Below are 11,981 nucleotides of genomic sequence, written 5' to 3'. Positions count from 1 at the left end.
TAGCGACTGCGGAGCGTGTGGCGAAAGCAGGCGGGATCGTCCAGCGGCGCGTGTCGGGAGCCCGCACTAGGGTCGATCGCGGAAGGGTGACATGCGATACATCGAAGACGAAGGCCGGATCGTCTGGAGCGCGAGCGACCTGAAGAGCGCAGCGGAGTGCGAGTTCGCCTGGCTCCGGAAGCTCGACGCGAAACTCGGCCGCGTGCCCGCGGTGCCCGACCCGCAAGACCTGACCCTCGAGCGGGCGGGGCGACTCGGCACGCAGCACGAGCTGCGCGTGCTCGAGGACTACCGCGCGACCTACCCGGAGTCGGGCCGCGTCGTCGAAATCGCGGCGGTGCCGTCCTCCGATGCCGAAGCGCTCGGTGCGGCGGTGGCCGCCACTGCGGCGGCGCTCACCGACCCCGAGGTCGAGGTGATCTACCAGGCCGCCTTCTCAACCCCTGAGTTCGTCGGGTTCGCGGACTTCCTGGTGCGCGACGGGAGCAGCGCGGGGCGCCCGTGGATCGTTCAAGACACGAAGCTCGCCCGGCATGCCCGGGTCACGGCACTCATGCAGCTGGCCGCTTATGTCGACCAGCTCGACCGCGGCGCGATTCCCCGCGCGGATCGGGTCGAGCTCCTCCTGGGCGACGGCAGCACGTCGACGCACGCCGTCCGCGATGTGCTGCCCGTGTTCGGGTTGCGGCGCCGCCGACTCCGCGCGCTCATCGCCGACCGCGATCTGGCCGCCGGGCCCGCCGGTGCGCCGCTGGCCTGGGGCGATGATCGGGGAGGGCTTCGTGTCGTCGCGTGCGGCCGGTGTGCCACGTGCGACCTCGAGGTGATCGCCCAGCGTGATCTGCTGCTGGTTGCCGGAATGCGCCCCGTGCAGCGCGAGCGCCTCCGAGCCGCGGGCATCCACACGATCGACGATCTCGCCGCTGCACGCGAGGCGCCCGAGCGGATGTCCGGAGACACCTTCACCGGGCTCCGGACGCAAGCAGCACTCCAACTGAGCAGTCCCGCGGGAGGGATCGAGGCCGCCACGACCACCGTCCTCGACGGTCCGCCGGTGCCGACGTACGAGGTGGTTTTCCCGCGGGCCATCGGCGCGCTCCCCCGCCCGGACCGCGGTGACCTGTTCTTCGACTTCGAGGGGGACCCGCTCTACACCGAGACGCCGAGCCCGGGGTCGAGCGCACAATGGGGCCTCGACTATCTCTTCGGGTGGGTCGACACCGATGAGCAGTACACGGCGCTCTGGGCGCATTCGTTCGACGACGAGAAGCAGGCGCTGGAGGACTTCCTCGACGTCGTGGCGCTGCGCCGGCGCGAGCATCCGGGCATGCACATCTACCACTACGCCCCGTACGAGCCGACGCACCTGCTGGCCATGGCAGCTCGGTACGGTGTGCGCGAAAGCGACGTCGACCGGCTCCTGCGCGAGGGGGTCTTCGTCGATCTCTATCCCGTGGTGCGTCGTGCTTTGCGGGTCGGTTCGCGCTCGTACTCGATCAAGAAGCTCGAACCGCTCTACATGGGGCCCGACGTGCGCACGAGCGATGTGCAGAAGGGTGATGACTCGATCGTCCGCTACGCCGAGTCTCGCACGCTGCTCGATGCCGGCGACGACGTCTCTTCCCGTGCGATCCTCGACGATCTCGCCGACTACAACCGCTACGACTGCGTCTCGACGCGGCGCCTGCGCGATTGGCTCGTCGACCGCGCCCGCGAAGCGAACCTCGTGCCGTCGGCCGATATCGACCCGGCCGAGCGCCCCTATGAACCGTCGCCACGCGCCGACGCGCTGGGACGCTTGGCCGCCGCCGCCGACGATCCTCACGAAGCCACGGCGCTGCGATTGGGGTCGGCCGCGATCGACTACTACCCGCGCGAAGCCAAGACCTTCTGGGCGACACACTTCCTTCGCCTGCGCGAGCCGGTGTCGATCTGGGAGGACACGCGTGATGTCGTCGTGCTCGATCACGAGCGGTGTCGGGTCCTCACCGAGTGGCACCTGCCCGAGGGCGCCCGCGTCACTCGCCGTGTCGTCGAGCTCCGGGGTGATCTCGCACCGGGGACGAAGCTCACGGCAGGGTCGGAGTCGTACGCGCTCTATGACCTGCCGGCACCGTTCCCGATCGAGCCCAGTCCGCGTTGGATCCACGGAGCACGCACGCTGAAGATCGTCGACGTGCTCGACGACGGCGTCATCGTCGAAGAGAACGCGATCCAGGGCTTCACCTGGGCCGAGTTGCCGATCGCGCTCACGCCGCCCTCGCCCCCGCACGCGGGCAGCCAGCAGGCGGCGATCGACCAGTGGGCGGATGCCGTGATCGCTGCCGCGCCGTCGTTCCCCGCGGATGCGGCCACGGATCTGCTCCTGCGGCGGGCGCCCCGCACGGGCGCGGGTGCGCTGCACCGGCGCAGCGGCGACGACGTGACCGACATCGCCCGCACCGTGGCAGACCTCGATCACAGCTATCTCGCGGTGCAGGGCCCGCCGGGGACGGGGAAAACCTACGTCGGGTCGCACGTGGTCGCCCAGCTGGTGCGCGAGCGGGGATTCAGAGTCGGCGTCGTCGCCCAGTCGCACGCCGTCATCGAGAACATGCTTGAGCGCATCGTGGACGCCGGTGTCCCCCGCGAGCAGGTCGGTAAAGCGCCGAAGGGACCGACATCCGACACCGCTGCGTTCACGCCGATCGCCAAGAACGGCTACGCCGCCTTCGCCGAGGCGCACCCCGAGGGATTCGTGATCGGCGGGACGGCGTGGGACCTGAGCCACGCAGGCAGGGTGCCTCGCGGGAGCCTGGATCTTCTCGTGATCGACGAGGCGGGTCAGTTCTCGCTCGCGTCGACCATAGCGGTCTCGGTCGCGGCCACCCGTCTGCTGTTGCTCGGTGACCCGCAGCAGCTGCCTCAAGTGAGCCAGGGCACGCATCCGGAGCCGGTGGACACCTCCGCGCTCGGGTGGATCATGGACGGCGCCGCCGTCATCCCCGACGATCGCGGCTACTTCCTCGCCCAGACGCGGCGGATGAGACCCGAAGTGGCCGAACCCGTCTCCCAGCTCAGTTACGACGGCAAGCTCGCCGCGCACCCCACGACCGCCGCGCGGCACCTCGACGGTGTGGATGCCGGTGTCATCCCGGTCGCCCTCGCCCACACCGGCAATGCCACCCAGTCACCCGAAGAGGCGGAGGTGGTCGTGCGCCTTGTCCGTGATCTCATCGGACGGTCCTGGATCTCGGGCGACGGCGTCGAGCCCAGGAGCCTCGCCGCGAGCGACCTGATCGTTGTGACGCCCTACAACGCGCAGCAGGTGCTGGTCGAAGAGGCACTCGCCGCGGCCGGGTTCGGCGACGTGCCGGTGGGGACGGTCGACAAGTTCCAGGGTCAGGAGGCGGCGGTGGCGATCGTCTCGCTGGCGGCGTCGTCGGGGCGTGATGCGCCCCGCGGGCTGGAATTCCTGCTGTTGCAGAACCGGCTCAACGTCGCTGTCTCCCGCGCCGAGCACACCGCCTACGTCATCTACAGCGCGGGCCTCCTCGACGACCTGCCATGGACCGCGGAAGGGGTCGCCCGGCTCAGCGCCTTCGCAAGGCTCGTGACCGCAGCGACCGCCCCCACCGGGGAAGACTGAGGAGATGCCCGTGAACCTGCCCGAAGCGATCGTCCCCGTCGTCCTGCGTGCCCTGCGCGCCAATCGCACGTTCGTCTCGGCGGAGGGCGCCCAGCGACGCATCCGCGAGCGCGAACTGCGACCGGAGGGCTACGGCCCGCCCGGGCGTCTGGGCTCCGGCATCCGGGTCGATGTCGAGAAGTCCGGCGGATGGCCGGTGTACACCGTCCGGCCCCCGGTCGTCCGCGGTGGTGTCGTCTACGCTCACGGCGGCGGCTGGGTCAACGAAATCGCGCCGCAGCACTGGCACCTCGCGGCCCAGATCGCCGCGGACGCGGCGGTGGCGGTCACCGTGCCGATCTACCCCCTCGTCCCGTTCGGCGCGGCCCGGGAAGCGCGGGACGGCTTCGCTTCGCTCGTCCGTCGCAGCATCGACCGCTACGGGGTGACGAGTCTGGCCGGCGACTCCGCCGGCGGCCAGATCGCCCTGTCGACGGCCCTTGCCCTCCGCGACGACGGCATCATCCTTCCGCAGACGCTCATGATCTCGCCCGCCCTCGATCTGACGTGGAGCAATCCCCGTATCCCCGAGGTGCAGCCGAGCGATCCGTGGCTGGCGACTCCGGGTGGGCGGGTCCTGGCCGAGCACTGGCGTGGCGACCTCGACCTCCGCGACCCCGCCGTCAGTCCGCTGTTCGGAGACCTCGCCGGCCTCGGGCCGCTCACCGTCTTCACCGGCACGCGCGACGTGTTGAACCCCGACGCCCATGTCCTCCGGCAGAAGGCCCGCGCGGCCGGCGTCCCTCTCGACTTCCACGAGCGCGCTGGCCGGGTCCATGTCTACCCACTCCTTCCCACCCGCAGTGGCCGGGCAGCATCCCGAGACGTGACCCGGATTCTCCGCGCGGCGACCGCGGCTTAGACTCACCCCCACGACGAGCGGAGAGACACCATGGTCGACGACGCACCGCGACAGGTCGAGATCGACCTGCCTCCGGAGGCGATCCCCGGCAGCTATGCGGATTTCGCGAACGTCTGGCACACGCCAGACGTCTTCGTGATGGACTTCGTCTCGTTGGCCCGGCCGCCGAGAGAAGAGGTGGATGCCGAGGGCAACGCCGTGACCGTCGTGCCGGGGCGCGTCGTGCAGCGCATCCGGATCCCTCCGCAGCAGGTCTTCGAAGTCGCGAAAGCCCTCACTCAACAGCTGGAGTTCTGGGAGCAAGAGACGGGGCGGCGGGCTCCGTCACCGCTCGACGGACCGTGAGTCGCTATTCCGCCGTGCCGTAGAGGCGGTCGCCCGCGTCGCCGAGCCCGGGCACGATGTACCCCTTCTCGTTGAGGCGCTCATCGAGCGATCCCAGCACGAGGGTGACATCGCGGTCGCCGACCTGCTCCTGGATCTTCGCGACGCCTTCGGGGACCCCGAGGATGCAAATTGCGGTCACATCTTGCGCGCCGCGCGCGAAGAGGAAATCGATCGCCGCACCCAGCGAACCGCCGGTCGCGAGCATCGGGTCGAGCACGAAGCACTGTCGATCGCTGAGGTCGGCGGGGAGGCGCTCAGCGTAGGTGACCGGCTCGAAGGTCTCTTCATCTCGGGCCATGCCGAGGAAGCCGACCTCCGCGGTCGGCAGAAGCTTCACCATCCCGTCGAGCATGCCGAGTCCGGCACGCAGGATCGGCACGACGAGGGGGCGAGGCTCGCCGATCTTCACGCCGGTCGTCGTGGTCACGGGAGTCTGAATTTCGATGTCCTCGACACGGACGTTTCGGGTCGCCTCGTAGGCGAGGAGCGTCACCAGTTCTTCGGTGAGTTGCCGGAACACCGGTGACGGCGTGCGCTTGTCGCGCAACACGGTGAGCTTATGGGTGATGAGGGGGTGGTCAGCCACGTGCACGCGCATGTCGCTCAGCCTACGCGGTCGGCGTACGCTGAGCGCGTGAGCCTGCCCATCGCCCCACGACTGAGTGTCGCGATGGAGCGAGCGCTCACGCTCGCGACCGAGGCCACAGAGGCCGGAGAGATCCCTGTGGGCGCGGTGGTGACGGATGCTGACGGCACGGTCATCGGTGAGGGTCGGAACCTGCGCGAGCAGACCCACGACCCCACCGCGCACGCCGAGATCGTCGCGTTGCGCGCCGCGGCGGCATTCCTCGGTTCATGGAACCTCACGGGCTGCACTCTCGTGGTCACCCTCGAGCCGTGCCTCATGTGTGCCGGGGCGATCCTCCAGTCCCACCTCACGCGGGTGGTGTTCGGGGCGTGGGACGAGAAGGCGGGGGCCTCCGGCTCCCTCTACGACGTGCTCCGGGATCGTCGACTTCCCGTGCGCGCCGAGGTGGTCGCCGGAGTGCGGGCGGACGAGGCATCCGCTCTGCTGCACGCGTTCTTCGACGCGCGCCGGTAACCTGACAGGCCGGGGCGCCACCGCGTTCCGCACGATACCCAGGGGGTCCCATGTCGGTCGGTCTGCTCGCCGTTGTCGACGATATTCTCAGCGCGGCGATGAAAGCCTCGGCCAAGACGGCGGGTGTCGTCATCGACGATGCTGCGGTGACACCGCAGTACGTGCAGGGTCTGACTCCGGCCCGGGAACTGCCGGTCGTCGGCAAGATCGCGCTGGGGTCGCTCGCGAACAAGTTCCTCATCATCATCCCGATCGCGTTGTTGCTGACCGCGTTCGCCCCGGGGGTGCTCCCGTTCCTCCTCATCATCGGTGGCGCGTACCTCTGTTTCGAGGGCGCCGAGAAGGTCCTCGAATGGTTCGGCTTCGCGCACGGACATGCCGATGAAGGGGCCCGCGACGAGAAGAAACTCGTGCTCGGTGCGGTGCGCACCGACCTCATCCTCTCGACCGAAATCATGCTGATCTCGCTCGCCAGCCTCGACGCAGGCATGGGCACCTGGACGACCCTCGCGGTGCTCGCTGTGATCGCGCTGATGATGACGGTCATCGTCTACGGTGCCGTCGCGCTGCTGGTCAAGATCGACGACATCGGCCTGAAGATGGCCAAGAGCCCCGACGTGCGTGTGCGTCACACCGGGACGCGGATCGTCCGCTCGATGCCGGCTGTCTTCCGCGTGATCAGCATCATTGGCACCGTGGCGATGCTGTGGGTGGGTGGCCACCTCGTGCTCGCGAACCTCGATGAGGTCGGTGTACACCTCGCGGGTGATCTGATCCACGGCGTCGAACACCTGCTCGAGCCACTGGGCTCCGTCATCGTCTGGATCGGAGACACGATCGTCTCCGCGATCGCCGGGCTGATCCTCGGCCTCGTGATCGTCGGCATCGTGCTCGGCATCGGCCGCCTCATCGGACGGCGTCCGAGTTTTACCGAAGGCGGCGTATCGCCCGTCGCCCACTAAGCGCTGAGGCTCAGTCCCACGAGCTCAGGATGATCGTCTCGGTCGGCGGCGCCGGTGATGCCGGATGCCCGATGTAGCCGATGATTTCGAGGAGTGCGCGGCGAACCTCGGCGGGGCGTTCGAGGTGCGGGGCATGTCCGACGTCTTCGAGGCTCACCTCGGTGACTTCGCCGCCTGCCGCGCGATAGGCGGCGAGCACGTCGCGGGTCTGCGCGACCATCTCCTGTGCCGGGGCGACATCGGCGCCCGGCCAGCCGGGGACGATCCCGACGGCGCCCAGGTGGTTCAGGTCGAAGTACGAGGCATCCGACACGATGGCATCGGCGGTGCCGTGCACCCACAGGATCGGCGGCTTCTCGGACAGGCCGACGAGTGCCGATGTGTCGAAGTATCGCGGCGCCATCGTGTTCAACACACCGACCGTGCCCGCAGCGAAGCCCGGCCAGTTCTCACTCGGTACGCCGTCGCCCGGGTAGTTGCCGGTCGTGGTGGAGGTCGTGATCATCGACTCCACCCACACATCCTCGTATTCGCTGGTGTAGCCCGGCGCGACGTACCCGGAGCGGAAGACGCTGCGCGGGGAGGTCGGCGACTCATCGCTGGTATCGCGGTCGGTGAGACGCTGCACGAAGTCGGGATTGGCGCCACCCCCTCCGCATCCGGCGTCGTCATCGGTCAGTCGCGATCCGTCGCGGCGGGTGCCGCCGAATCCGTAGGGCGAGACGGGGGCCTGCAAGGTGAGCGAGAGCACGGGATGGTCCAAGGCGTATTGCATCACGACCCCGCCACCCATCGACCAGCCGACCAGGTGGGCGGTCTCGATGTCCAGCGCCGCGAGCGTCGCGTGGACGTCGTCGCTGAAGTCGCGGACGCCGCGGGTCGCGTCGACGGGAAGGCTTTCGGTTCCCCCGAATCCGCGCAGATCGATCGCGATGACCCGCAGATCGCTCGGCAGATCCTGCATGAGCTCTTGCCAGAACAGGCTCGACGACACGTTGCCGTGGACGAAAACGACCGTGTTCTCGGCCGGCGTCTGGGGGTCGTCGCCGATGCGCTCGAGGATGTTGACACTCAATCGATCCGTATCGATGAGGCGGGAACTGATGCCGTCGAAGAGGGTCATGACCCGACTATAGTCCTCCCGTTCGTACGTGAATGAGGTCTCAACAGAAGGGATGCTGGGCCCGGCTCGGAGCCGCCGGTGACAGACTGGGGGAATGGTGAATGACACCCTTCCTTCGATCGCGATCCTCGGTGCCGGCTCGATGGGAGGTGCGATCCTGCAGGGACTCGTGCGCTCCGGACGTGCGCCGCAGGTGACAGTGACGAACCGCACGGCGGCGAGGGCTGCGGGCCTTGAGAGCCTTCCCGGTGTCACGAGTGTGTCGCTCGACGTCGACCCCGCCGCGAACGTCTCAGCGGCCGCGGCGGCCGACGTCATCCTCGTCGGCGTGAAGCCGATCATGGTGCCCGAGTTGTTGCGCGAGATCGCGCCGGTCCTTCGCCCGGGAACCGTCATCGTGAGTCTCGCGGCGGGGGTGACGATCGACACGTTCGAGGAGATCGTGGGCGAGGGGATCCCGGTGCTGCGGTCGATGCCCAACACTCCCGCTGTCGTGGCGAAGGCCGTCACCGGCCTCGCAGCCGGCCCCAGCGCCTCGGCGGCCGATGCCGCGCTCGTCCGGCGACTGTTCGAGACGTGCGGTGCGGTGATCGAGGTGCCGGAGGAGCAGATCGATGCCCTGTCGACCATCTCCGGCTCGGGGCCCGCGTATGTTTTCCTCCTGATCGAAGACCTCACCGAAGCGGCGCGGGGGAAGGGCTTCTCGGACGCCGACGCACGTCTCATGGCGGAACAGACCTTCATCGGCGCGGCCGCCCTGCTCGCCGCGACCGGCGAAGATCCCGCCGAACTGCGCCGCCGCGTCACCAGCCCCAAGGGCACGACCGAGCGTGCGATCGCCGTGCTCCAGGGCGCGCGTCTGGACGGCGTCTTCGCCGAGGCGACGGATGCTGCCCTCGCCCGCGCGAAGGAGCTGGCCGCCGGCTCGTGACCCGACCGGGTCAGCGGTCGAGGCTGGCGAAACGCTCGATGTCGCTGTTCGTGCCCGAAACGATGATGAGGTCGTGGTTGGTGACGACCGTGTTGGCCTCCGCGTAGCGGAACGGCTTGCCTGGGCTTTTCACACCGACGACGGTCACGTGGTACTTCGAGCGCACGCCCGATTCGTTGAGCCCGACTCCGCGGATGAACTTCGGGGGGTACATCTTCGCGAGCACGAAGTCGTCATCGAAGCGGATGAAGTCCAGCATCCGCCCGCTGACGAGGTGTGCGACGCGCTCGCCGGCTTCGCGCTCGGGATAGATGACGTGGTTGGCGCCCACCCGCGCGAGGATCTTGCCGTGCGACTGTGAGACCGCCTTCGCCCAGATCTGCGGAACCTTGAGGTCGACGAGGTTCGCCGTGATCAGCACGGATGCCTCGATCGACGACCCGACGGCGACGACCGCCACCTGAAAATCTTGCGCGCCGATCTGCTTGAGCGCGTCGATGTTCTTCGCATCGGCCTGCACGGTGTGCGTGACGCGCTCCGACCACTTCTGCACGAGGTCGAGGCTCTCATCGATCGCGAGCACCTCCCGCTCGAGGCGGTCGAGTTCGCCCGCGCAGGCAGCACCGAACCGACCGAGGCCGATCACGAGGACGGGGGCGTCGCTTCGCAGTTGCTCAACCAACGATGGGCCTTTCCACGGGCAGCGAATAGTGCTGCGAACGGGATGTCGCAGCCACGGCCGCGGCGAGAGTCACTGTACCAACGCGACCCATGAAGATGGTGGCCGCCAAGACGTAGACGGCCGCATCGGGGAGCTCTGCGGTGAGCCCTGTCGACAATCCGACCGTGCCGAAACCGGAGATCACATCGAAGAGCACTTCGGCGATGTCGGCTTGGGTGATCTGGGCGATCGTGATGGTCGAGATCGCGACGATCGTCGATCCCCACGCAACGACCGACAGAGCCACACGCTGCACGTCGCTGGGGATGCGTCGACCGAACGCCTCGACGCTCTGTCGCCCTCTCGCCTCGGAGAAAACGGCGAGGGCGAGCACGGCGAGGGTCGTGACCTTGATGCCGCCGGCGGTGGATGCCGATCCGCCACCGACGAACATGAGCATCGAACCGACAACGAGCGAGGAGCCGTGCAACTCACCGACGTCGACGACGGCGAACCCGCCGGAGCGGGTCATCGCCGAGAGGAAGAATGCCTGGAAGGTCGTGTCCCAGGCCTCCATGGAACCGAAGGTCTTCGGGTTGTTGTACTCGAGGAGCAGGAACACCGCAGCGCCCGCGACGAAGAGGGTCGTGGTGGTGATCAGCGTCAGCTTGGCGTGGAGTGACCAACGCCGCACGTGGAAGTGGTGCTTCCAGAGTGTGTAGATCACCGGGAAGCCGATCGACCCGAGGAAGACGCCGGCCATCAGCACGGTCAGGAAGAAGTAGTTGTCGGCGAATGCGGCCACGCCGCCGACGTTGGGGGTGAATCCGGTGTTCGTGAACGACATCGCCGAGTAGTACAACGATTCCCAGACGGCGGTGAGCGGCTCGACGCCGCTGGCGAGCATGGCCGGGAACAGCAGCACAGCCAGCACGGCTTCGATCACGAGGGTCGACAGGGCGACGGTCGCCAGCAACTGGCCGACCTCGCCGAGGCGGACGGTCTGTCCCTCGTTGACGGGGCCGCCGTGCGCGCGCATCGGGTTACTGTCGCCCGCGGCGATGAGCTTGGCGCGCAACCCGAGACGCTTGGAGATCACGAGGCCCAGGATGGATGCCAGAGTCAGCACGCCCATGGCGCCGACGTTCACGCCCAGATAGATCACGGCGTTGCCGAAGGGCGACCACGAGGTCGCCATGTCGACGGTGCTGAGTCCAGTGACGCAGATCGTGGAGACGGCCGTGAAGAGTGCGTCGGCGAACGGCACCGGGCTTCCGCTCGCCGAGGCGATCGGCAGGGACAGCAATGCCGTGAAGATCAGGATCAAGCTGGAGAAGACGAGAATCGCGAATCGCGACGGCGATGCGGTGGCGAGTTCGCGTGCTTCGCGCCCCAGCCGACGCAGACCCACGGCTACGGCGTGACGGGTACGCACACTGACGGTGTCGCCCGTCATCTCACGCCCCTTTCAATCAGAACCGTTGTCATGGTACTCCGGGCGTCGCGCGGACTAACCTAATGTCATGGCGGACATCTTCGACGTGATCGCCGACGGTACCCGTCGGGACATTCTGCAACTTCTGCGCGAGCGAGGCAGCGGTGGCATGCGCGGGACGAGCGTGTCGCACATCGTCTCCGAGCTCGGCGTCAGCCAGCCCACTGTCTCGAAGCACCTGAAGGTCTTACGCGAAGCTGAACTCGTCTCGGTGCGCGAAGAGGGCCAGCACCGGTACTACAGCCTGTCGGTCGCGCCCCTGGATGAGGTCGACGATTGGCTCGTGCCCTTCTTCGACGACGCGTCGGGTTTCGACGATGACGGCACCTCGACGTTGCCGGACTCGGCAGCGCACGCGGCCGAACTCGTGGGCCGGGCCGCGGCATCCGCCAAGCACGCCTGGGACAGCGCGCTGAAGAAGCTTCCGGGTCGCTGAGCGCAGAAATCACATGCGTCTCATAGGTTTACACGCGTAGCACCGGCACCCTAGGCTGTGACCAGCATTTTTCTTTCACACCTGGGGGTCGTCGATGTCGGATCTGTCTGACGTGCGTTTTCTGACGGTCGCCGAAGTGGCGGAACTGATGCGCGTGTCGAAGATGACCGTGTACCGCCTCGTCCATGCCGGCGAGCTCCCCGCGGTGCGCTTCGGGCGCAGCTATCGAGTGCCCGAAACGGCGGTCACCGCCGCTCTGCAACGTCCTATCGCCGACGTCGGCTAGACTGTTCCGAGGGCAATTTTCGAATCGCCCGATCCCGGACGCGAACGATCCGCGTCCAGATCCCTGACA

At 68.0% G+C, this 11,981-nt stretch carries 12 protein-coding genes; 8 read left to right on the top strand and 4 right to left on the bottom strand.

What is annotated here, in order from left to right:
* Positions 1–91 precede the first annotated feature (91 nt).
* Genes Q0653_RS12830 through Q0653_RS12820 form a run of 3 tightly spaced genes read left to right on the top strand, consistent with a single transcriptional unit; the run spans position 92 to position 4,874 of the window.
* Positions 92–3,628 carry a bifunctional RecB family nuclease/DEAD/DEAH box helicase gene (locus Q0653_RS12830; protein ID WP_298944958.1) on the top strand — a complete coding sequence of 1,179 codons (3,537 nt, stop codon included), beginning with the start codon at positions 92–94 and terminating at the stop codon, positions 3,626–3,628.
* 4 nt (positions 3,629–3,632) lie between these two features.
* Entirely contained in the window at positions 3,633–4,529 is an 897-nt protein-coding gene (locus Q0653_RS12825; RefSeq protein WP_298944956.1) for an alpha/beta hydrolase fold domain-containing protein, read from the top strand.
* Between the two features lie 30 nt (positions 4,530–4,559).
* Positions 4,560–4,874, top strand: coding sequence for a DUF3467 domain-containing protein (locus Q0653_RS12820; RefSeq protein ID WP_298944954.1), 315 nt, complete (start codon positions 4,560–4,562; stop codon positions 4,872–4,874).
* Positions 4,875–4,878: 4 nt separating this feature from the next.
* Here the strand turns inward: Q0653_RS12820 and upp are convergent, their stop codons facing one another.
* A complete protein-coding gene (gene upp / locus Q0653_RS12815; protein WP_298944952.1) occupies positions 4,879–5,514 on the bottom strand; it encodes a uracil phosphoribosyltransferase in 636 nt (211 codons plus the stop codon).
* 72 nt (positions 5,515–5,586) lie between these two features.
* On the opposite strand from upp, the gene tadA reads away from it, so the two are divergent.
* Together tadA and Q0653_RS12805 are read left to right on the top strand one after the other, a co-directional pair.
* Entirely contained in the window at positions 5,587–6,018 is a 432-nt protein-coding gene (gene tadA, locus Q0653_RS12810) for a tRNA adenosine(34) deaminase TadA (RefSeq protein ID WP_298945231.1), read from the top strand.
* Positions 6,019–6,068: 50 nt separating this feature from the next.
* Positions 6,069–6,980, top strand: a complete 912-nt coding sequence (locus tag Q0653_RS12805; RefSeq protein WP_298944950.1) for a DUF808 family protein — start codon at positions 6,069–6,071, stop codon at positions 6,978–6,980.
* A gap of 10 nt (positions 6,981–6,990) precedes the next feature.
* On the opposite strand, the gene Q0653_RS12800 is transcribed toward Q0653_RS12805, so the two are convergent.
* Positions 6,991–8,103, bottom strand: coding sequence for an alpha/beta hydrolase (locus tag Q0653_RS12800; RefSeq protein WP_298742226.1), 1,113 nt, complete (start codon positions 8,101–8,103; stop codon positions 6,991–6,993).
* A 94-nt stretch (positions 8,104–8,197) separates the two neighbouring features.
* Here Q0653_RS12800 and proC point away from each other — a divergent pair, with 94 nt between their 5' ends.
* Positions 8,198–9,034 carry a pyrroline-5-carboxylate reductase gene (proC, locus tag Q0653_RS12795; RefSeq protein WP_298944949.1) on the top strand — a complete coding sequence of 279 codons (837 nt, stop codon included), beginning with the start codon at positions 8,198–8,200 and terminating at the stop codon, positions 9,032–9,034.
* A gap of 10 nt (positions 9,035–9,044) precedes the next feature.
* Here the strand turns inward: proC and Q0653_RS12790 are convergent, their stop codons facing one another.
* The gene (locus tag Q0653_RS12790) at positions 9,045–9,716 is read right to left on the bottom strand and encodes a TrkA family potassium uptake protein (protein WP_298742228.1); all 672 of its coding nucleotides are present in this window, start codon (positions 9,714–9,716) and stop codon (positions 9,045–9,047) included.
* Complete coding sequence (locus Q0653_RS12785) at positions 9,709–11,151, bottom strand: potassium transporter TrkG (protein ID WP_298742229.1); 1,443 nt, start codon at positions 11,149–11,151, stop codon at positions 9,709–9,711. The genes Q0653_RS12790 and Q0653_RS12785 overlap by 8 nt, the downstream gene beginning before the upstream one ends.
* 67 nt (positions 11,152–11,218) lie before the next feature.
* On the opposite strand from Q0653_RS12785, the gene Q0653_RS12780 reads away from it, so the two are divergent.
* Entirely contained in the window at positions 11,219–11,626 is a 408-nt protein-coding gene (locus Q0653_RS12780) for a metalloregulator ArsR/SmtB family transcription factor (protein ID WP_298944946.1), read from the top strand.
* Between the two features lie 94 nt (positions 11,627–11,720).
* Positions 11,721–11,912, top strand: a complete 192-nt coding sequence (locus tag Q0653_RS12775; RefSeq protein ID WP_298944944.1) for a helix-turn-helix domain-containing protein — start codon at positions 11,721–11,723, stop codon at positions 11,910–11,912.
* Positions 11,913–11,981: the final 69 nt, after the last annotated feature.

The sequence above is a fragment of the uncultured Microbacterium sp. genome, assembly GCF_947488465.1.
In the GTDB taxonomy this organism is placed as follows: Bacteria; Actinomycetota; Actinomycetes; order Actinomycetales; family Microbacteriaceae; genus Microbacterium.
This window is presented reverse-complemented; position numbering and strand designations above follow the sequence as displayed.